The sequence below is a fragment of the Clostridium merdae genome (assembly GCF_900176635.1).
Taxonomy (GTDB): domain Bacteria; phylum Bacillota; class Clostridia; order Oscillospirales; family Acutalibacteraceae; genus Faecalispora; species Faecalispora merdae.
This window is the reverse complement of sequence record NZ_FXLN01000003.1, coordinates 115,151-136,569: the sequence shown is the minus strand read 5'-3', so window position 1 is coordinate 136,569 and position 21,419 is coordinate 115,151. Positions and strand designations below refer to the sequence as shown.

Genomic DNA, 21,419 nt, shown 5'->3' with positions numbered 1-21,419 from the left:
TTTTAGTAAGCCATCGTGGAAATTAATTTTATTTGAGTAAACGCTGGCTTATAAAAGGAATTTTCTTTCTTAATTTTGATTGGAAATACGCTTGGAGGTTTCAGCATTGAGAAATACGTACGAATCCCCTCTTTCGGCACGGTATGCCAGTACCGAAATGAAGTTTTTATTTTCGCCGGACAAAAAGTTCCAAACCTGGCGCCGCCTTTGGATTGCACTGGCGGAGTCTGAAATGGAGCTGGGTCTTCCCGTTACACAAGAGCAGATTGATGAAATGCGCCGCTTTGTCGATGACATTAATTATGATGTTGCCGCAGCGCGTGAGAAAATTGTGCGCCACGATGTAATGGCTCATGTTTTTGCCTATGGCGAGCAGTGCCCGAAGGCACGCCCTATTATCCACCTCGGTGCTACCTCCTGCTATGTGGGAGATAATACCGATGTGATTGTGATGACGGAGGCACTGCGTCTGGTAAGAGACAAGCTCGTTGGGGTCATTCGCATTCTGTCGCATTTCGCAATGGAATATAAAGACCTGCCCACGCTGGCGTTTACGCATTACCAGCCCGCTCAGCCCACTACGGTTGGCAAGCGTGCCACACTCTGGATTCAAGAGCTTTTAATGGATTTAGAAGATGTGGAATACCAGCTTAGCAAGGCAAAGCTTCTCGGTTCTAAGGGTACCACCGGTACGCAGGCTAGCTTTTTAGAGCTGTTTGACGGTGATTACGAAAAGGTAAAGGCACTCGACCGCAAAATAGCGGAAAAAATGGGTTATGACTCTTGCTTCCCGGTTTCTGGCCAAACGTATTCGAGAAAGCTCGACAGCCAGATTCTCTCGGTTTTAAGCGGAATCGCCCAGAGTGCTACCAAATTCTCGAACGATATTCGCCTATTACAACACATGAAAGAAATTGAAGAGCCTTTCGAGAAAGGGCAAATCGGTTCTTCTGCAATGGCGTATAAGAGAAACCCGATGCGCAGTGAGCGCATTGCCTCTTTGGCACGCTATGTAATTGTTGACAGCCTGAACCCTGCCATTACCACTGCGACCCAGTGGTTTGAGCGTACACTCGACGATTCCGCAAACAAGCGCTTGAGCGTGCCGGAGGCATTCTTGGCAGTGGATGGAATTCTCGATTTGTACAGCAACGTGGCAGACGGCCTTGTGGTTTACCCCAAGGTGATCGAGCAGCATCTTCTGCGCGAGCTGCCCTTTATGGCAACCGAGAATATCATGATGGATGCCGTAAAGCGTGGCGCAGACCGCCAGCAGCTGCACGAGCAGATTCGTGTGCATTCCATGGAGGCAGCAAAGGTAATTAAGGAGCAGGGTGGCGAAAACGATTTGTTAGACCGTATTGCCGCAGATCCGATTTTTGGAGTAACACGCGAGGAATTATCCGGTCTTGTAGACCCCTCCCAATATACGGGTTGTGCCGGTGTACAAACGGAGGAGTTCATTGGTGAAGTTGTCAATTCTCTATTAAAGGAATATGATTCCATTAAACTCGAAAAAGCAGAAATCAATTTGTAAACAAAACGTTAAATTCGAATCAGCTGAAAAGAAAATTATAGGCTTTTTAGGTGTTTTGTGGTATGATAGAAGCAAAGCGTTTTGAGCGCGATTGGAACAAATGCCAAAATGAGTGCATACGTGCCTTTGGGTCATTTGAGTCCAATGGATTTGCTGCCGAATGAAAAGCCGCTGGCAGCGGAAAAATTTGCTGGTGCGGCACCGGCGGAGAGTGAGCAGTTCTAATGGTAAAAGCAATAGTAGGCGCTAACTGGGGCGATGAAGGAAAAGGGAAAATTACCGATGTTATGGCGGCACAGTCCGACATCGTAATTCGGTACCAAGGCGGCAGTAATGCGGGCCATACCATTATCAACGAATATGGCAAGTTCGCGCTGCACCAGCTCCCCTCGGGCGTGTTTTACGACCACACAATTAACATTATTGGCAACGGTGTTGCCCTGAGTGTTGAGAACCTGATTAAGGAGATGGATTCCCTGCGTCAGCGCGGTGTTCCAGAGCCGAAATTGATGGTGTCAGACCGTGTGCAAATCGTAATGCCTTACCATATTGAAATGGATGCGTTGGAGGAAGCACGGTTGTCTTCCAAGTCCTTTGGTTCTACGAAGTCCGGCATTGCGCCGTTTTACTCCGATAAATACGCGAAGATTGGCTTTCAGGTCAGCGAGCTGTATGACGATGAAGCACAGCTGAAAGACAAAATTCAAAGAGTATTAGATGTAAAGAATGCACTGTATGTGCACTTGTATCACAAAGAGCCCCTTACGGTGGAATCCGTTTACGATAAGCTAATGGAATACCGCCAGCTAATTGAGCCTTATGTGGCAGACACCTTTACACTCCTGCATCAGGCAGTGAAAGATGGCAAGACCATTTTGCTCGAAGGCCAGCTTGGCGCACTGAAAGACCCCGATTTTGGAATTTACCCCATGGTAACCTCTTCCTCCACCTTGGCAGGCTACGGTGCGGTTGGCGCCGGTGTTCCGCCGTATGAGATTAAAGAGATTATCTCGGTAGTGAAAGCGTACTCCAGTGCGGTTGGCGCCGGTGAGTTCGTGAGTGAAATCTTTGGTGACGAGGCCGACGAGCTGCGCCGCCGCGGTGGTGATGGTGGCGAGTTTGGCGCTACAACAGGCCGCCCGCGCAGAATGGGTTGGCTCGATTTAGTGGCTTCCCGCTATGGCTGTGCAGCACAGGGTGCTACCAGTGTTGCGCTGACCGTAATCGACGTGCTCGGCTACCTCAAAGAGATTCCCGTTTGCGTGGCATATGAGCTTGACGGTAAGCGCATTGACCATTTCCCGCCCGCCTCTCAGCTTCGCCGGTGCAAGCCGGTTCTCGAGATGATGCCCGGTTGGGAATGCGACCTGCGTGGGATTACCCGCTATGAGGATCTCCCCGAAAATGCCCGCCGCTACATTGAGTTTGCGGAGGAGCAGATTGGTGTTCCGGTGAAAATCGTTTCGAATGGCCCTGCCCGCAGCGATATTATCTACCGGTAATTCAATCCAGTTATTTGCTTGGGATTGTAATAAAAGCGTCAACTTGAAAAATTGGTTGGCGCTTCTTCCTATTTTTAATTGCTTTCTTATTTGAGCCTACAAATCGGCATATTAACGCGTTCTCTCTCGGTTAGAATAGGGAAGAGAACAAAACGTACTTACATTGTAATCCTATCACAGGGAAAGAAAGGTGGCATTTATCATGTGTGGAATCGTTGGATACATCGGCGGTGATCAGGCGGCGCCCATTTTGTTAAACGGTCTGGAAAAGCTGGAATACCGCGGGTATGATTCCGCAGGAATGGCAGTATATACGGGAGACGCTCTGCGTGTTGTAAAAAGCAAGGGGCGCCTGCAGGTGCTTAGCGATTTGGTGGATGGCGGCAAAGCCTTAACAGGTTCTGTTGGTATTGGTCATACCCGCTGGGCAACCCACGGCAAACCCTCCGACGTAAACTCTCACCCCCAGGTGAGTAATTCCGGTAAATTTGCGGTTGTTCATAACGGCATCATTGAAAATTACCAGGAAATTAAAGAGAAGCTCATCAAAAAGGGAATCAGCTTTGTTTCTGAAACGGATACCGAAGTAGTGGCACAGCTTTTGGAATACTACTACGATGGCGATATTCTCGATGCCTTTATCCGAGTAATTTCTCGTTTGCAGGGTTCCTACGCATTGGGTATTTTATGTGTGGATGACCCCGAGAAGCTGTATGCGGTTCGCAAAGACAGCCCGCTTGTGGTTGGCCTTGGCGAGCATGAGAACTATGTAGCTTCCGACATTCCTTCTATTTTGAATCGCACTCGCGATTTTTACCGCTTGAAGGACAACGAGATTGTGGAGCTGACCCGCGAGAGTGTGCGCATCTGCAATATGGAGAAAGAGCCAATTGAAAAAGAACTGGTTCATGTGGATTGGGATCTTTCCGTTGCGGAAAAGGGCGGCTATGAGCACTTCATGTTTAAAGAAATTATGGAGCAGCCCAAGGCTCTGCGCGACACAATTTCTCCCCGTATTAAAGATGGCCGTATTGTACTTGATAATGTAACCCTTACCGCAGAACAGTTAAAGAATTTTAATCGCATTAGCATTGTAGCCTGTGGTTCGGCTTACCATGTTGGTGTTGTTGCTAAATATGTCATTGAAAAGCTGACCCGCATTCCCGTAGAAGTTGATGTTGCTTCGGAGTTCCGTTATCGCCACCCGATTTTAGACAGCAATTCTCTGGTGATTGTCATTAGCCAATCGGGTGAAACAGCAGATACGCTGGCTGCTTTGCGTGAAGCAAAACGCCTCGGCGCACGCGTGATTTCTATCGTAAACGTGGTCGGCAGTTCCATTGCGAATGACTCGGATGATGTTTTGTATACTTGGGCTGGCCCTGAAATTGCAGTTGCAACTACAAAGGCTTACAGCACACAGCTTGCTGTTGTTTACCTGCTGGCTATTTATATGGCAGACCTGCTTGGTCGCCTTACGCCCGAGGAGTATGCCAATTATATTCAGGAATTGCATGACCTGCCGGATAAGGTTGAGACTGCAATTGCAAATAAAGAAGACATTCAGTACTTTGCCTCCAAGCATTTCAGCGCAAAGGACATTTTCTTCATCGGCCGTAATCTGGATTACGCCATTTCTCTTGAGGGTTCCTTAAAGCTCAAAGAGATTTCGTATATCCATTCCGAGGCTTATGCTGCTGGAGAGCTCAAGCATGGAACCATCTCTTTGATGGAAGAAGGCACGTTGGTTGTTGCCATTGCAACCCACCAGCAGCTTTTGGATAAGATGATGAGCAACGTTATTGAGGTAAGAAGCCGAGGTGCATTGGTACTGGGGCTTACAACAGAAGAAAATGCGCAGGACATTGGTAAGGACGTGGATTTCTTATTCTCTGTGCCAACTGCCTGTGAAATTATGCGGCCGTCTCTTGCGGTTATCCCGCTTCAGCTGCTTGCATACTATGTTGCCTCTATGAAGGGCTGCGATATTGATAAACCGCGTAACCTGGCAAAATCCGTAACTGTGGAATAAGAGTGGAATAGAATAGGGGAGTTTTATGACGATACAAAACGAGGCTGTTTTAATATTAGATTTCGGCGGCCAGTACAGCCAGCTCATCGCTCGCCGTGTGCGCGACCTCAATGTGTACTGCGAAATCAAATCGTACAAAACGCCAATTGAGGAGATTCAAAAGGCGGGCTATAAGGGGATTATTTTCACCGGCGGCCCTAACAGTGCCTATGCCCCGGGAGCACCCAGCTGTGAGAAGGAGATTTTCGAGCTAGGAATTCCGGTTTTGGGTATTTGCTACGGCGCGCAGCTTATGGCATTTAAACTTGGCGGTAAGGTGGAGCCCTCTACGGTAAAGGAATATGGAAAAACTCCGGTGGAGTTTGACCTTTCTTCCGAGCTGTTCCATGGCACAGCACAAACCAGTGTATGCTGGATGAGCCATACGGATAAAATTGTGGAGCTTCCAGAGGGCTTTACAGTGCGCGCGCACAGCGCTGCTTGCCCCGTGGCAGCGATGGATTGTGCAGTGAAGAAGCTTTATGCCGTACAGTTCCACCCGGAAGTAGAGCATACCGAGTGCGGAAATGCATTCCTTAAGAACTTTTTGTACCGCGTGTGTGAGTGCTCCGGCGATTGGAGAATGGACACCTTTGCCAAGGATGCTATTCTCCAGATTAAGGAACGCGTTGGCGATAAAAAGGTGCTGTGTGCACTTTCCGGCGGTGTGGATTCCTCCGTTGCCGCCGTTTTGGTGCATAAGGCAATCGGTAAGAATTTGACCTGCATTTTCGTAGACCATGGTCTTCTGCGTAAGGATGAGGGCGACCAGGTAGAGCAGGTGTTCCGCAAGCAGTTTGACATGAATCTCATTCGTGTAAATGCACAGGATCGCTTTTTAAACCGCCTTGCAGGTGTTTCTGACCCCGAAACAAAGCGTAAAATCATTGGTGAAGAGTTCATTCGCGTCTTTGAAGAAGAAGCGAAAAAGCTTGGCCATATGGATTACCTGTGCCAAGGTACTATTTACCCGGACGTTGTGGAAAGCGGCGTTGGCGAAGCAGCTGTGATTAAGAGTCACCATAACGTTGGCGGCTTACCGGAAGATATCGGCTTTACAGGCCTTGTAGAGCCTCTGCGCGACTTGTTTAAAGATGAAGTTCGCCGAGTTGGCCTGGAAATTGATATTCCGGAGTTTTTGGTTTTCCGCCAGCCATTCCCTGGCCCTGGCCTTGCCATTCGCGTATTGGGCGATATTACAAAGGCAAAGCTTGATCTTCTGCGCGATGCCGACGCGATATTCCGCGAGGAGATTGCCGAAGCTGGTCTTGACCGTAAGATCAACCAATACTTTGCAGTGCTCACCGGTATTCAGAGCGTTGGCGTAATGGGCGACGGCCGCACTTACGACTTTACCATCGCACTTCGCGGTGTGACCACCACCGATTTTATGACGGCAGACTGGGCAAGAATTCCCTACGATGTTCTGGAGAAAGCTTCCAGCCGCATCATTAACGAGGTAAGCGGTGTAAACCGCATCGTTTACGACATTACCAGTAAGCCCCCGGCTACGATTGAGTGGGAATAATAAAAATATAATAAAAAAGACCACAAACCCTATATTTATGCGGGTTTGTGGTCTCTTTTCTTCTCATTCTTTTTCTCTCAAACTTAATTTGATGAGTGGCGTTTCTGTTTTTATGTATAGCTCTTCTGTGTGCCGTTGTATTTCTTGTAAATCAGTTACAATATCAGTGATTTTATTAAATAATAAGTAATACATTTCTTTATAGTCTGACATAATATTCACCCCTTTAACAGATTGTAACGTAAATACCGTTAAAAATCAATAACGGTATTTACGTTATGGTTTAATAATTTCGAGGTGATACTATGTACCAGAATATTCGAGGCTTGCGAGAAGATAAAGACTTAAATCAAAAGCAAATGGCGCAAATACTTAATATAGCCCAAACAACCTACTCTGATTATGAATTAGGAAAAATTAATATACCCATCGAAATATTAAAGAAGTTGTCTTTGTATTTTAACACTAGTATCGACTATTTATTAGATATGACAGATGTAAAAGAATCGTACCAGCGTAAAAATAGAGAAAGTTGATAAAACGATGGAAAGACCTTATTTTACGTGTTTAGTTTTTATCCAAATAAAAATGAATTACAACAAGAACCCCCGCTGGATAATTCCAGCGGGGGTTCTTGGAATACGTTAGCGATTAACAGGTTGATCCATTTTATCGTGTCTGGTTTTCTGAAAGGCATTAATAATTAACAATAGAATAACGGCTCCAACCGTTGCTACTACTAAGCTCCAAACGTTAAAACCGGTGAAGCCTACACCAGTAGCCATGTTAAATATAAATCCGCCAATAAATGCGCCTGCAATGCCAATGCATACGTTTGCAAACGCACCCATTTCAGAGTTTTTACCAACAATCATACTTGCAATCCATCCTGCTAACGCACCTAATACAATCCATGTAATGATGCTCATAATTAATTCATCTACTTTCTTAAATTAGATTTCGAGTTTAGAATACCCCATTCCTTTTTATTTATCAATCTAAAATTTAGTAAATTGTTTTAAATTAATCATTTAAACTATGTAAATTAAAACTTTATCATTTAAATTTCATTTTATAATTGTATTGTAACTAATTGACACACATGTGTGTTGTGCACTATAGTAAGTTTGAGGAGAATACAAGAATACCAAAAAGAAGGATTGATGGGTAAAATGGCAGGTATAAAAGATGTGGCGGATAGAGCCGGCGTCTCAGTAACCACTGTTTCGCGGGTGCTCAATAAACGCGGCTATATTTCAGAAGAAATGTATCGGCGAGTGAACTGCGCAATTGAGGAATTGAACTATTACCCAAATCAAGTGGCTCGAAATTTATTTATGCAAAGAACATTTATTATTGGTTTGCTTATTCCAGACGTAAGTCATCCTTTTTTCGCCCGGCTCACAAAGTGCATAGAGTGCGAACTCAACAAACGGGACTATAAGATGATATTATGCAATACCATTGGGAATCCCGCGAAAGAAAAAGAGTACCTAGCAATGCTGCGGCAAAATAAGGTGGATGGTATTATTGTGTACAGCTTTGCACAGGATACTTCAGATTATCAAAAATTAACGCTTCCCATTGTTTCAATTGACCGAAATCTTGGGGAGAGGATTCCACATGTTACCTCCAATCATCGGCTAGGTGGTGAGCTAGCTGCAAAAAAGTTCATTGAGAGCGGTTGCAAAAACGTGGTGCATGTGATTGGAATGAGCCGTGGGAAAACCGCGTTGATGGAAAGACATATCGCTTTTCGAGAAACGCTTAAAAAGAATGGTATTCGTTGCTCCAGTTTAAAAATAAAAGGGAATGAATTTTTATCGCGTGTAGAGTACAATCATGTTGTGAAATCTGTTATTACAGCTAGCAAAAAAATTGACGGAGTATTTGCGGTAGACAGTGTGGCCGTTCGGGTGCTGCAAGAGGCTCTATTTCGTGGAATTCCGGTTCCGGAGCAATTGAAAATCGTGGGTTATGATGGATCAGAGCCTTCTGAGCTAACGCATCCCCGACTCACTACCGTTTGCCAAGACTTTTATGCAATTTCAAAATCGATTGTGAACTCTCTCGTCTACCAAATAGAGCATAAAGAAGGTGGAGTAACCGAATTTGTGCACAACGTAACGTTAGTAGAGGGGGGAACTACCCTCCCATAAAAATAATATAGAACAGAGCGTTTTTATTTATAGAAAGACTCGGTTAAATTCTAGTCTATACATGATTGCTTGAAATTACAAAAGTAGTGCCCAACAGATATTTCTTCTGTTGGGCACTACTTTTGTAAAGCATTTGCTATTCTGGTATTTTGTACCCTTTTGTTTTAACAAGATGTACAATTGCATCTACAATATCTGGGTGGTAGAGTATCCCTTTGTTCTGAACTAGCTCGTCTATGGCGGCATCTACTCCAAGGGCAGCACGATAGGGTCTGTGTGAAATCATAGATTCAAACACATCTGCCACAGCAAGAATTTGTGCTTCCGGGAGTATTTCGTTGCCCTTTAGTCCATTGGGATATCCACTCCCGTTGTATCTTTCATGGTGCTGTAAAATGATTTCTGCTGTTACCGAAAGCAAGGGTACATCCTTCAGAATGATATACCCAATTTCAGCATGAGTTTTAATAAGCGCGTATTCAATGTCTGTTAGTTTAGCGGGTTTTGCAAGCAGTTCACTGGGGATTCCGATTTTACCAATATCGTGAACCACTCCCGCACGAAATACTTTTTCGCAGCTCTCTAAGCTGCAGCCAAGCTCTTGTGCAATAGCAAGCCCTATGGTTGCGACTCTCTTTTGGTGGCCTGCGGTATATAAATCTTTTTGTTCAACCATGTTAGCAATGGCAAGCAGAGTTCCGTCAATTGCGTTTTCAAGCTGCTTTGTTTTTTCTGCAAAAATATTTTGGTAATGAATATTATCGAGGGCAATTGTTGCGGAATCGGCCAACACTTGCAAAACTTTTAACTGCTCAGGAGTTGCATAATGCTGTTTTGCCCAGTAGCAGCCAATTGCGCCAATTGGCTCTATTGTTTTTATAGGGACCATTGCAAGGCTTTTTACAAATGTATTTTTATATGCTTCTATGGGGATGCGGGGATCACTGTATACATCTTCAATAATAACTGGGGAACGGTTGAGCATGACCCAACCGCTGATACAACTCTGGATTGGGAAGCGTTTCCCTTGCCATAGTGGGAAGATGGCATCCTCTTGTGCATAAAAGCAATCATCCTCTTCACGCAATACAAAGGTTGCACCATCCGCTTGTGTTAAATCACGTACTGAATGGCGAACAAGGTTCATAACCGTATGAATATCGTGTGCGGCAGATAATTGCTGAACAACTTGTAATAGCCTTTCCATAGTTTGAATGTAATTAGAGGTTTTGAGGGGTTCTTCCTGGTTTCGGAGTGCTTCCATAATTTCCTCCTCACTTCTCGATATGTCTCTTATACAAGCAAATGATGTTTGGACTATCTCTAATGAGTAGATTTGAAGGCATTACTCTTATTATATTACCAAAACTATCTAATTTCAACAAAAAATGGAATTAATAATCAAAAAGATTATTAATTCCTGCTGGTGTCCGTTATATTTTGATTCTTTATTGCAATCATACAGCTTAACGGGCGAAGTCCGCCACCCAATATCTTTCGTTCTACTACGCGAAAATCATGTGACTCAATGAATCGTTCAAACTCCTGCGCGTTCCATTTTCGGTACACGGTAAGCCCTGCTTTTGAGACAAGCCAAGAACCGAGCGTCTGTCGACTTTCATTCCATAAGAACGTAGGGGCAAGCAGAGTCCCATCTGGTTTTAATACACGGTGAATTTCTTCCATTGCTTTTTCTGGCTCAGGCATAATATGCAGTGCGTTTGCAATGAATACCGCATGAAAGTGTTCGTCCGGGTAGGGCAGGCTAGTTGCATCCTGAACTTCAAAAGTAAGATTCGATGGTGCACTTTGCTTCTTTGCCTGCGAAACCATATTGGAAGAAAAATCAGTTGCTATCCAAGTCTGTACATTAGCGGCTAATGGAAAAGAAAACTGTCCGCTGCCGCAGGCAAGCTCCAAAACATCCATATCCTTTTTTAGATAAGGCTGGCAGTGGGAGCATATGTCTTGATACAGGCTTTCAGAGCTTTTCATAAATGGTGCATACAGCTTCGCCATTCGTTCCCAAAACCGTTGGTTCGCGGTATCTTTCATTTGAAACCAACCTTTCTATCTGTACTTAAAATAGCATTGGTGTTAGGAAGCATATAAATAAATTGTTTGTTTTAGCAGAAAAAGTGGAGCCTTCTAAATAATAAAGAAGCTCTGCACTTATTCTATTTACATTTATAGTAGACCGGCAGAAGAAAAGACCATCTCTAGCTCGCAAACACGAATGCAATGGGGAGCACGGTTATTCTTAACCATATCGAGGCAGGTATCCCAATCTATCCATAAAACAGATTCAACTTCCGATTCCTGCAACTGAAATTGAGATTTGTCCCAATCTCGCCATAAAACATAAATGTTACTGACCTGATTATCCCAAAAACTTTGCCCGTGAAAATTACCATGAAATTCAATATGGCGGCAGCCACAATACTGAAGTTCGTCTGCGGTGGCATGAATACCAAGCTCCTCCTGCAATTCCCGCAGGGCAGAGTCAAGATAATCTTCCCCACAGGGAATGTGACCGGCACTTGAAATATCGTAGCACCCTGGGTACGAATCCTTATTAGTACTTCTCTTTTGCAGAAGTACTTGTATGGTATTGTTTTGCTTTCGTAAAATCCACACATGGGAGGTGCGGTGGCGAATTCCATTGCGGTGCGCCAACTCTCGTTCTACGGTTTCTCCGGTAGGGAGACCGTTTTTATCAACAATATCCAGTAATTCCATCGCGTTTCCGCCGCCTCCAATGAATTCATTTACACCACATCGCCTTACTTGCTCCAGTAGTCGCAGCTTTTCCGCTCGTTTCAGCTTTTTAAGAGCGGCCTCTCGCTGCATAGCTTCATGCTTTGTGGAGTACTGCTCTACCCATACCAGCTTCACCGGTCGGCGAGATCGGGTGTACTTAGCGCCGTTACCGCTGTTGTGAGCCGCAACTCGGCGGCTCAGGTTTGTGGTGTAGCCGCTGTACAGCGTTTCATCGGCACATCGTACCATATAAGCGTAGAAATGCGGGTCTTCGTTCTGTTCCATAGGGTACTCCTAAAAGGCAGTTTTTCGCAGGCTATAATTGAGCCGCAATTTTCTCAGCTAGCTCTGTGAGGTATAGCCAACGCTCTGTTTTTGCCTCTAATTGTGTTTCTAGCTCAGCTTTTTGGTCAATCAGAGATTGAAGACGAACGTAATCGCTGGCAGCTAGGCGAGATTCTACTTCACATTCCGCTATTTTCGTTTCCAATGCAGAAATGTCTTCCTCTATGGTATCAAATTCTCGTTGTTCTTTAAAAGAGAATTTTAGCTTCTGCTGTTTTTTCGGAGCTCCCTTAGGTGTACTCGATTCTTTTTTGGGAGCAGGCTGATGCATTTCTTTGCGTTTTTCTTCATACTCGCTGTAATTGCCCTGGTACTCGTTAAGAATCCCTCCCTCGGTAACCTCAAAGAGAGTGGTTGCGACCTTATCCAAAAAATACCGGTCGTGAGATACCGCAAGCACAGGGCCTGCAAAAGACTCCAAATAGTCTTCCAGAATCGTAAGTGTTTCAATATCGAGGTCATTCGTTGGCTCATCTAGTAGCAAAATGTTGGGAGCAGACATTAAAATGCTGAGAAGATAGAGGCGTCTGCGCTCACCACCGCTGAGTCTGCCAATCAGAGAATATTGCAAATCGGGGGTAAACAAAAAACGCTCCAGCATTTGGGAGGCCGAAAAGGTTCCCTCTTCGGTCTTTATCTCATTCGAGACCTCGCAAATAAAGTCGTACACTCGCTGCTTGGGGTCTAGCTCTCGGTTCTCCTGCGAGAAATAACCGATTTTAACAGTAGGCCCAACCTCAACGGTACCTTCATCAGGCTGAATTTGACCTGCAATTAAGTTCAGTAGAGTCGATTTTCCCGCGCCGTTTCTACCAACAATGCCAATTCGGTCATCGCGTTCCATCAGGTACGAAAAATCGCGTAGTACAGTGCGGCCATCAAAGGACTTTGTTACATGAGTCAGCTCAATAATTTTCTTACCCAAGCGACTAGAAAGGTGAGAGAGCTGAACCGTTTCGTCCGTTTCAGGCGCAGCTTGGTCTTTGAGCGCTTCGTAGCGTTCAATACGGCTCCGGCTTTTCGTGCTGCGGGCTCGTGCGCCCCGCATAATCCATTGATATTCTTTTCGCAGAATGGATTGCCGCTTGCGTTCGCTAGCTGCATCCATCTCTTCTCGTTGAGCTTTGAGCTCCAAATACTTGGAGTAGTTTGCCTCGTATGTGTAAAGCTGGCTTCGGGATAACTCCACAATGTGGTTTACTACTCGCTCCAGAAAATAGCGGTCATGGGTTACCATAATGAGGCCGCCGTTAAAGCGAGTCAGCTTTTGTTCCAGCCAAGAGACCATTTCACTGTCTAAATGGTTGGTGGGCTCGTCCAAAATGAGGATGTCTGCCGGGTGTATGAGTGCCGTAGCCAGTGCCACGCGTTTTCTTTGACCACCGGACAGCGTACCCATTTTTGCCTCAAAATCGGTTATCCCAAGGCGAGTGAGCATCGACTTTGCTTCGTATTCTTTTAGATCACGAAATTGAGAGGGAAACTCGGCAAAAACCTGCTCGAGTACCGTATAATGGTCTTGAAATGGCGGATTTTGCGGCAGGTAAGAGAGCTGTATGTTTGGATTAGTAGAAATGGTGCCTTCATCCGGTGGTTCCACTCCGGCTAAAATTTTAAGCAGAGTACTTTTGCCGGTTCCATTAATTCCAATGATACCAACCCGGTTTCCTTCATTTAAATAAAGGGAAACATCCTTTAGCAGTTGTTTCATCCCATAATTTTTAGAGATTTTTTCAGCCGATAGTAGCATGTAAGGCTCCTTTTCGTTCGCAATTATAAAAAGAGTATTACCCTTAAATTTGTTATTTTCAATACCGTTATTATAACACAGATTCCTTTATACCGCTACCGCGTGAGAGTTTGCGTGAAATTATATGACACAAAGAGGGTATAAAAAAAGAGAGCATAAGTGCTCTCTTCTCTAACGGTTTAATCTGCCGGGGTGTAAAAGAAGGTGGTATTATCCACAATACGGCACCAGCTTTGGTGTTCCAGCACATGAATAATGTCTCCGCGTTTGGCTCCTTTGCCAAGTGCCTTGGTAATGTCTGTAATACGAATGAGCTTATTCGCATTTTGCTGAAAAATAACTAGAAGCTTATCCTTTAAATCCTCCATGGAAGACGCGGATTTCGGTTTGGCTGTTTTTACAGTTGCCAGGCATTCCGGGTGTTTCTTGATATAAAGAACATACACGGCTTTGATGCGGCTTAAAAGCGAGGGGGAAATTTGAATTAGCCCCGGCAGCTCCTCGAACCGGCAGTTTATCAGGTCGCGCATGAGTTTTAGGCTATGAAGATCGCAATAACGGAGAAAGTCCGAGTAGCTGTCTCCAATGTAAATTTGCTTAATTTCGTCCACTCTGTTCATCCTTCCTTTTTATAGACACGAATAATAATTATACTCGGATTTTATTCGACATACAAGGCTTGACTTTTGGGCTTAGGCAAAAACAGGCAGCGAGGATCTACAAGCGAGAACCTTGCTGATTGTTCTTTTAATTCGATTCTCCCTGCCAAAAATGAACTTTAGTAAGATAATTGTATTGAAAGAAAAGTAATACGGGTAAGGGTAAGCCTGCTCGCATTTTGAGTCGATACGAGTATTCTGTTGTAGCATATAAAAAATCAAAAGCATACAATGGTATGATTTTATATCTTCTCGTTTGTTAGGAGGGCGTTTATGTCTGAAAATTGTTATGAGTTCGAGCTCAAGCCGTTGCCTTACGGCTATGATGCTTTGGAGCCATATATCAATGCGCAAACCATGCAGGTTCACCACGATCGGCTGGTAAAAGCTTATGTTGAAAAGTTAAATGCAGTATTAAAAGATTGCCCCAAGCTGCAAGGCTTAACGCTGGATTGTATGCTGCGAAATAAGAGCGCATTGCCCCCCAGTGTTCGAACAAAGATAATTGATTTTGGCGGAGGCGTATCGAACCACAATTTCTTTTTTGCATCGTTACGGCCGGGTAGAAAAGGCAACGCACCAATAGGCGAGCTTGAAAAGGCAATCAACAAGCAGTTTGGCTCGTTTGACGTGTTTCAGCTAAAATTTAAAGAAAAGGCAATGGCTGTTTTCGGCTCCGGTTGGCTTTGGCTTGTAAAGGACTGCAATGGGAATCTAAGCCTTTATGAAACAGCGAATCAAGATTCTCCCTTATCTGCGGGGTATTGCCCTCTGATTGTAATTGATGTGTGGGAACATGCGTATTTTTTACAGTACATTAATTTGAGAAACGAATATATCGACAATTGGTTCCATGTAATCAATTGGGATAGGGCAGACTGCCTGTATACAGGCAATTAAAATGTTTGATATTGAAAGATGCGAGTAATTAAATAATTGATTATCTTTTGAACGGCCGTTTCACGGTCGTTCTTTTTTATACCAATTTCTAAATATAGCTTTATTTAGTTAACTATTGACTAAAGTTTATTGTTATTATACTATATTAATAATATATTAAGGGGGGATAATTGTGGAAAATGCAATATTGGTTTTGAATGGGGTCAATGGACAATTGGAGGTATATTCCAATAAAGTAGTAATTAGGCGCAAAGGTTTTTTGGCCAAAATGACTCAAGGCTTTAATAAGGGAGATAAAGAAATATATCTAAATCAAATTAGCGGTATTCAAGTTAAAAATGGCGGTAACATAACAAATGGGTACATACAGTTTTCATTAGCTGGTGGTGTCGAAAATACAAACGGGCTCAAAGAAGCTATAAACGATGAAAACACAGTTGTCTTTAAGAAGATAGATAATGAAACAGTTGCACAAATTAAAGATAAAATAGAAGCACTTCGAAATCAGTTAACTGCTCCTGTTATGGCGAATAATATTAGTTCGGCTGATGAAATAAAAAAGTTTAAAGAGTTATTCGATGCTGGAGTTATTACAGAAGTTGAGTTTAATTTAAAGAAAAAAGAGCTATTGGGTTTCTAATGTTTTTAAGTTATTGAACAAAAAAACCTGCTATGAATGAAAGCTTTTTCTTTCATCATAGCAGGCTTTTTGATTTAATGTGCGCCTAGCAACAGTATAGTAGACAGACCATTTTTATCAAAATCGCGTTGCATACCCACAGCGGCGGCAGAGCTCCTCACTAGGCTGGCGTGCCGAAAATCCATGGTAGAGTGCCTGGGCACGTTCTCCCGACAGGATTTGAGCAAGAGGTGTTTGAAAAAGATTCCCTAATGCAATATCTCCTTTACTGTCTAAGCAGCAGGGCACGACCGTGCCATCGCTTAGTACTCCCGCTTGGTTTCGCAGTCCGTAGCAGAATACGGGTTGCTCCGTACGCGGTTCATTCATGCTTGGCCACGTAAATCGCGCCGCTTTCCCAAGATAAAGGTTCGGTGCCAGTGTTGTACTGCCGCTGTTACAAAGCTCCCTTTGTGCCAATTCTTTTGCCGCAGCAGTTAATCCCAAAAGATGGCATAGCGGGGTGAGAATCGATTCATTATCAATGTTGTTCGCACCAAGGTTCCACATTCTTAGCTCGCAAAGAATCCCTTTGGCCGTTGCAGCGGTAGCAAACGTCGCCACATCTTTTAGATAATCTTCTTTGCGATAAGTACTATCCGGCTCTAAGCTGTGTAAGGATACGCTTACTTTTCGCAATGCGGGAGAATTTAGAAGTACATTCTGTACTTTTGCAAGTAACGTACCGTTTGTAGTAATGTTTACTTTTATGCCAAAATGGTGTGCCACAGCTAAAAACTTATCCAATTGGGGATGTGCCAAAGGCTCCCCTAAAATGTGCAAATAAATGTAGTCCGTATACGGTTTTACCTGCTGGACGACATGTGTGAATTCATCCGTGCTCATAAACCGCGGGGTACGAACGTTGCCCACGCAAAAACTGCACGATAAATTACATACATTTGTGATTTCAACATAAAACCGAGATAATTTTTTCATAGGTGAACTCAACTTTTCTAAATATAATAAAGCCATTATAACATATAAAGCTTCTGGATAGGAAATTGGAAAAAGAGTGGAATCCCTTTTTATATCGTCTTAGTACCGAGCTACATTTTTGCTCGGTGCCAAGGGAATAAAGCAGTGAAATAGAAATAAAAGTTTGCAAACATATTCCGTTTTAGCAGTTGTTTTTCAAAGTGCAATTTTTTGAAAATATATCGTTCAAAAAAACCGTTATTTAATGCAAAATCATGGATGTACCCAAAGAATTGATTGCTGGTAAAAATTCTTTAGGCATCTTTCTTTGTTTGATTTTACTGCTTGGATGATGTCATCATAAAATAAGGACAAAGGTTAAAATTTGTAGGAATATTTTTGCTGTGTTTGTAGTTTGTCATACAAAATTGGGGCAGTTTATTTGACACCCCCCGGGCAATTTGCTATCATTCTAAAGGTCTGGATTGATACGATAGCTTAAGAAAGAGGGAGTCAATTGTTTCACTTGGTTACGGATTACGCGGCAGATTTAAAAAGAGAATTTCATGGGTATGGAACCACCGCACTGCGCAAGGATTTTCTTTCGGGAATTACCGTTGCGGCGGTTGCGCTACCGCTGGCATTGGCTTTTGGTGTAGGCAGTGGAGCAGATGCCGCTGCTGGTCTAATTACGGCAATTATTTCTGCTTTTGTGATTGGCGCACTTTCCGGCGCATCCTTTCAAATCTCTGGCCCAACCGGAGCTATGACTGCTATTTTGGTTCCTTTGGCAGCCCGTTATGGATTAGACACTTTATTCGCTGCGTCTTTATTAGCAGGCCTTATGCTAATACTGGCGGGGCTTTTTCATTTAGGGAACTTGGTGTATTTTTTGCCAACCCCAGTTATTTCAGGATTTACCTCCGGTATCGCTATCATTATTGCACTGGGGCAAGTAGGCAATTTGTTTGGGGTAACACTTACCGGGAACAGCGCGCTGGAGCGTGTGGCATCAATGGTGCAAAGGGGAGTGACCCCCAATTGGTACTCCCTGGCAATCGGCCTGTTTGTGATTGCGCTGATGATGCTATGGCCTGCAAAATTGGGTGCCAAAGTACCAGGCTCTCTGGCTGCGGTAATCATTGCTACGGTGCTTTCTGCAGTGTTTCAGTTGCCGGTTCAGAGCGTAGGCACAATTCCTCAGACCTTAATACATACCAACCGCTTAAGCTTTGCCTCTTTGTCGCAGATGCAGCTTGAGGTCATTCTACTGCCTGCAGTGAGTATTGCAGTACTATGTATGATTGAAAGCCTGTTATGCGGTGCAGCGGCAGGGCGCATGAAGGGAGAACGAATGAATGCCGACCGCGAGCTGGTGGCTCAGGGTGTGGGCAATGTGCTACTTCCCTTTTTGGGCGGGGTTCCCGCTACGGCGGCAATCGCCCGAACCAGTGTTGCGATAAAATCGGGTTGCCAAACGAGATTAACTAGTGTCATACAGGGCGCAGTTCTTCTGTTATCTATGTTCTTACTAAGCCCTCTCATGTCGCAAATTCCCATGGCGGCACTTGCCGGTGTGTTGATGGTCACCGCATGGCGCATGAATGAATGGGAAAGCATCCGGTATTTATGCGTTCATAAGTTCAAGGGCGGCATCTCTAAATTCGTAATTACCATGCTGACCACTGTTCTGTTTGACCTGACCATTGCCATTGCAGTGGGTGTGCTCTTCTCCATTGCCATCTTTGTCATTCATATTTCGAATCTTCAAATTTCTATTAGTGAGCTGGATTCAAAACGGCTGGAGCTGCCCACAGAGGCTAGCCGCCATATTCAAGTGGCTTATATTACGGGAGCAGTCTTTTTCGGTTCCTTGGAGCAGTTTGAAACCGGACTGGCTCAGGCAGATGCAGACGTGTTGATTTTGTCTATGCGTGGTGTACCCTTTGTAGATACCTCTGCCGTTGCGTTTTTGCTGGACTATTGTCGGGAACAGCAGGAAAAGGGAGTCACCATACTTTTTTCCAGCATTCAGCCAAGCGTAAAAGAAATGCTGGACCGCGCCGGAATTACGGATGTGGTAGGCTCAGATTCGTATTACTTCAATGCCAAGGATGCTATTTTAGCTCACTTACAAGAATAAAAGAACATTGCTTAGATAAAGACCCGCGCAGATTTTTCATCTGTGCGGGTTCTTCTTTATCATCATAAAAATGCATACGCTCAAAGCTACCGTACTATTTCGGTGGATATTGTTTCTTGTTTGAAGCAACATCTGCTGCGGTAACGTGTGGATTGTGGTATTTTTTCCGTTTCCTTGTGAATTTGGGGAAGTTGATTGCTTGTTTGGGGCAAAAAGAGATACAAGCCATACACTGGCTACATTGATGTAGAAAGGTTGGTTTGCCATTTTCAAAACGGATATTATGGCAAGGGCATACCCTAGCGCATAAGCCGCAGGAAATGCAGTCGTCCCAAACAGAAAAATATTTGTCGTTTGTGGGGCAATGCTCAATATACTTCTGCATCATTTGAGGTGCGAGCCATCTTGTCATTGCATTCGCTTGTGGATGCTTGCTCGGCTTCTTCTTAGTAACTTCTTGTGCTATATATGTAAGCTTTTCTTCCGTCTTTGGAACATGCTTGGCTGGATTCGGAAACGGTGGGTACATGGCTACATAATTGGCAACGCTGTACACCTTTTCTCCATAGGAAAGTGTGCAATGCTTTTGCTCTAGTAGCTCTGCAAGTTTATCCTGACAGCCTCCGTTAATTAGCCCAGGCATGGAAACTGCAAAAATGTATGCCTTTGGGTTCAGCTTTACTTGCTCCACAAAATGAATCGCATATTCCGGTATCGTCCAGTGATACACCGGGAAAACAAAACCAATCCGTTCGGCGTCCTCTGACGAAACATCCTTTGGGTCGCATCGCATAGAGATGATTTCGGTATCACCTAGGTACTCAGCAATAACCTGTGCCGCGCGAAGGCTGTTCCTCGTTCCGTTTTAGCTCAATAAAAACACAAACCCGAACGCTTCACCAATAAAGTGAATGTTCGGGTTATGTGAATTTGAAAAGGGTTCTACTACGGCATTTTTTTTGCAATTAAGTTTGTAAAAATATCACGCCGAGCAGAGTTGGATTTGTTTGTAAAATTAACTTTATCGTACCATTTAATCAAAAATTCTTTGTCATCACCCGATATTTCATTTCCATTGAAAACAAAATATCCAAGGAGATAATTAATATAGTCGATTCGTATAGGCTCTTTCAATTCGTTGTCGTTAATAAAATCAAGCGCTACATCTAAAGCATCTAACGTCATAGAAAAACACTTTGTTAAGGTACTGGGGGGCAAAGTGCAAATTTGATTTTCCTTGGTATCGGAAGATATAGGTGCACAGTTGACTGAATGCGTGCGAGAAGTCAGCATTTCAAAAGCAGGATTCAGCGCCGCAATCGGATATGATACACTGGTTTTCTGGGGAGTAAAAAAATCTCCATATCCAGATTCAATTAATCTCTCTTTGAAAAGGCTGGTATATTGTTTATATATATCAATACCATGTGCTTTGAGCTTGGAAAACCTCATTTGCACAATACTTACACGACTTCCGGCATTGTTTAAAACTTCAAACCACTCAATTTGCTCATCTTCAGTTAAGTCTTCCGCGGAATTTATTGTGTAGTTGTAGTTTTTTATTTTGCTTCGAACTTGCAGCAAAACATTGATAACCTCGGGGCTTTTTAATGAACTTATTTTTGAAGTATACTCAAACAGCACACTGTCCTCTTTGTTTAATAAAATACCTACGGGTATTTGTGTATTGCGAATCGCTTCCCCCACTTCGACAAAACAACCTTTTCCTAAATCTAAAGCAACATTTCTGAGGTCATCATGATTAATATATGCTTTATAATTGGTAGTTAATCTCTGCTGTCCATCTACAACAGACATCTGGCTATGTACAATTTCTGACATTACTTCTCTATCAACAAATGACACTTGGGGTACACATTCTTCAGTGTTCAAAATTGTATTCATAGATATGGGGGACACAGGTGCCTTCCCGATAAGTTGATAGTTGAGAAGGTCAATACACTTTTTTAATGTCCAACTTAAATCCCTTTGATATAGTGGTAAAGAGATACTTCCATTTTCGATTTTTTGACACATATCAAAAATTGACATTTGTGTACTCTTTTTGGTTGGGTTAAACGAGGCTGCTTTTATCAGTTCCTTGCTTATACGCATCGCAATTCCTTTCCGCTGCTTAATTCTAGCAGCTATAGATAATATTTAAAATAATAGCATGTTTTTTTAATTTGTCAATAGCTGCTAACAATATTTTACGATTTTTCCATGAAAACTACACTTTTAAATGAAGCTGCTTAATTATATAAAATAAAATGAGGGATAACCATAAAAGGCTACCCCTCATTCTTCAGTTCAATAAAAGCACAAACCCGAACGCTTCACCGATAAAGTGAATGTTCGGGTTATGTGTGTTTGGTGCCGGTGATCGGACTTGAACCGATACCCTGTCGCCAGGACTGGATTTTGAGTCCAGCGCGTCTGCCAATTTCACCACACCGGCAAGAACAACG

Annotated in this window: 19 protein-coding genes, 1 tRNA gene and 1 pseudogene; 10 read left to right on the top strand and 11 right to left on the bottom strand. The window is 43.6% G+C overall.

Going from position 1 to position 21,419, the window contains the following annotated elements; translation table 11 throughout:
- Positions 1–106: 106 nt before the first annotated feature.
- The 5 genes from purB (at position 107) to guaA (ending at position 6,638) form a co-directional block, all read left to right on the top strand.
- The gene (gene purB / locus CAN90_RS02545; protein ID WP_085832262.1) at positions 107–1,537 is read left to right on the top strand and encodes an adenylosuccinate lyase; all 1,431 of its coding nucleotides are present in this window, start codon (positions 107–109) and stop codon (positions 1,535–1,537) included.
- 81 nt (positions 1,538–1,618) lie between these two features.
- Positions 1,619–1,762: a hypothetical protein gene (locus tag CAN90_RS13570; RefSeq protein ID WP_159450349.1), complete on the top strand. Its 144-nt coding sequence runs from the start codon at positions 1,619–1,621 to the stop codon at positions 1,760–1,762.
- A complete protein-coding gene (locus tag CAN90_RS02540) occupies positions 1,762–3,039 on the top strand; it encodes an adenylosuccinate synthase (RefSeq protein WP_085832261.1) in 1,278 nt (425 codons plus the stop codon). Before CAN90_RS13570 ends, CAN90_RS02540 begins: the two co-directional genes overlap by 1 nt.
- Positions 3,040–3,241: 202 nt before the next feature.
- The gene (gene glmS / locus CAN90_RS02535; protein WP_085832260.1) at positions 3,242–5,071 is read left to right on the top strand and encodes a glutamine--fructose-6-phosphate transaminase (isomerizing); all 1,830 of its coding nucleotides are present in this window, start codon (positions 3,242–3,244) and stop codon (positions 5,069–5,071) included.
- A 31-nt stretch (positions 5,072–5,102) separates the two neighbouring features.
- Positions 5,103–6,638 carry a glutamine-hydrolyzing GMP synthase gene (guaA, locus tag CAN90_RS02530; RefSeq protein WP_278335035.1) on the top strand — a complete coding sequence of 512 codons (1,536 nt, stop codon included), beginning with the start codon at positions 5,103–5,105 and terminating at the stop codon, positions 6,636–6,638.
- A 63-nt stretch (positions 6,639–6,701) separates the two neighbouring features.
- Here the strand turns inward: guaA and CAN90_RS13660 are convergent, their stop codons facing one another.
- On the bottom strand, positions 6,702–6,851 hold the full coding sequence (locus CAN90_RS13660; protein WP_187138284.1) for a hypothetical protein: 150 nt from the start codon (positions 6,849–6,851) through the stop codon (positions 6,702–6,704).
- A gap of 92 nt (positions 6,852–6,943) precedes the next feature.
- Here CAN90_RS13660 and CAN90_RS02525 point away from each other — a divergent pair, with 92 nt between their 5' ends.
- Entirely contained in the window at positions 6,944–7,174 is a 231-nt protein-coding gene (locus tag CAN90_RS02525) for a helix-turn-helix domain-containing protein (protein ID WP_085832258.1), read from the top strand.
- 108 nt (positions 7,175–7,282) lie between these two features.
- Here the strand turns inward: CAN90_RS02525 and CAN90_RS02520 are convergent, their stop codons facing one another.
- Positions 7,283–7,567: a GlsB/YeaQ/YmgE family stress response membrane protein gene (locus CAN90_RS02520; protein WP_085832257.1), complete on the bottom strand. Its 285-nt coding sequence runs from the start codon at positions 7,565–7,567 to the stop codon at positions 7,283–7,285.
- A gap of 243 nt (positions 7,568–7,810) precedes the next feature.
- Here CAN90_RS02520 and CAN90_RS02515 point away from each other — a divergent pair, with 243 nt between their 5' ends.
- On the top strand, positions 7,811–8,797 hold the full coding sequence (locus tag CAN90_RS02515) for a LacI family DNA-binding transcriptional regulator (RefSeq protein WP_085832808.1): 987 nt from the start codon (positions 7,811–7,813) through the stop codon (positions 8,795–8,797).
- A 136-nt stretch (positions 8,798–8,933) separates the two neighbouring features.
- Here the strand turns inward: CAN90_RS02515 and CAN90_RS02510 are convergent, their stop codons facing one another.
- From CAN90_RS02510 to CAN90_RS02485, 5 genes are all read right to left on the bottom strand, one after another.
- Entirely contained in the window at positions 8,934–10,061 is a 1,128-nt protein-coding gene (locus CAN90_RS02510; protein ID WP_085832256.1) for an HD domain-containing phosphohydrolase, read from the bottom strand.
- A gap of 149 nt (positions 10,062–10,210) precedes the next feature.
- On the bottom strand, positions 10,211–10,852 hold the full coding sequence (locus CAN90_RS02505) for a class I SAM-dependent methyltransferase (RefSeq protein WP_085832255.1): 642 nt from the start codon (positions 10,850–10,852) through the stop codon (positions 10,211–10,213).
- Positions 10,853–10,984: 132 nt separating this feature from the next.
- Positions 10,985–11,842: a GIY-YIG nuclease family protein gene (locus tag CAN90_RS13900; protein WP_341456294.1), complete on the bottom strand. Its 858-nt coding sequence runs from the start codon at positions 11,840–11,842 to the stop codon at positions 10,985–10,987.
- Positions 11,843–11,873: 31 nt separating this feature from the next.
- Positions 11,874–13,652, bottom strand: a complete 1,779-nt coding sequence (locus tag CAN90_RS02490) for an ABC-F family ATP-binding cassette domain-containing protein (RefSeq protein ID WP_085832254.1) — start codon at positions 13,650–13,652, stop codon at positions 11,874–11,876.
- A 179-nt stretch (positions 13,653–13,831) separates the two neighbouring features.
- The gene (locus tag CAN90_RS02485) at positions 13,832–14,272 is read right to left on the bottom strand and encodes a hypothetical protein (protein WP_242953556.1); all 441 of its coding nucleotides are present in this window, start codon (positions 14,270–14,272) and stop codon (positions 13,832–13,834) included.
- Between the two features lie 312 nt (positions 14,273–14,584).
- Here CAN90_RS02485 and CAN90_RS02480 point away from each other — a divergent pair, with 312 nt between their 5' ends.
- Positions 14,585–15,211, top strand: a complete 627-nt coding sequence (locus CAN90_RS02480) for a superoxide dismutase (protein ID WP_085832252.1) — start codon at positions 14,585–14,587, stop codon at positions 15,209–15,211.
- A gap of 172 nt (positions 15,212–15,383) precedes the next feature.
- Positions 15,384–15,851, top strand: coding sequence for a DUF4429 domain-containing protein (locus CAN90_RS13860; RefSeq protein WP_143750786.1), 468 nt, complete (start codon positions 15,384–15,386; stop codon positions 15,849–15,851).
- A 117-nt stretch (positions 15,852–15,968) separates the two neighbouring features.
- On the opposite strand, the gene CAN90_RS02470 is transcribed toward CAN90_RS13860, so the two are convergent.
- The gene (locus CAN90_RS02470) at positions 15,969–16,829 is read right to left on the bottom strand and encodes a radical SAM/SPASM domain-containing protein (protein ID WP_085832251.1); all 861 of its coding nucleotides are present in this window, start codon (positions 16,827–16,829) and stop codon (positions 15,969–15,971) included.
- Positions 16,830–17,325: 496 nt separating this feature from the next.
- Here CAN90_RS02470 and CAN90_RS02465 point away from each other — a divergent pair, with 496 nt between their 5' ends.
- Positions 17,326–18,951 (top strand): SulP family inorganic anion transporter, encoded by a 1,626-nt coding sequence (locus CAN90_RS02465; RefSeq protein WP_085832250.1) that lies wholly within the window; start codon positions 17,326–17,328, stop codon positions 18,949–18,951.
- A 94-nt stretch (positions 18,952–19,045) separates the two neighbouring features.
- On the opposite strand, the pseudogene CAN90_RS02460 reads toward CAN90_RS02465, so the two are convergent.
- From CAN90_RS02460 to CAN90_RS02450, 3 genes and pseudogenes are all read right to left on the bottom strand, one after another.
- Positions 19,046–19,801, bottom strand: a pseudogene (locus CAN90_RS02460) (EFR1 family ferrodoxin); the annotation flags it as partial.
- Between the two features lie 95 nt (positions 19,802–19,896).
- Positions 19,897–21,003, bottom strand: coding sequence for a DUF262 domain-containing protein (locus CAN90_RS02455; protein WP_085832805.1), 1,107 nt, complete (start codon positions 21,001–21,003; stop codon positions 19,897–19,899).
- 319 nt (positions 21,004–21,322) lie between these two features.
- Positions 21,323–21,409: transfer RNA gene (locus CAN90_RS02450), tRNA-Leu, on the bottom strand.
- Positions 21,410–21,419: the final 10 nt, after the last annotated feature.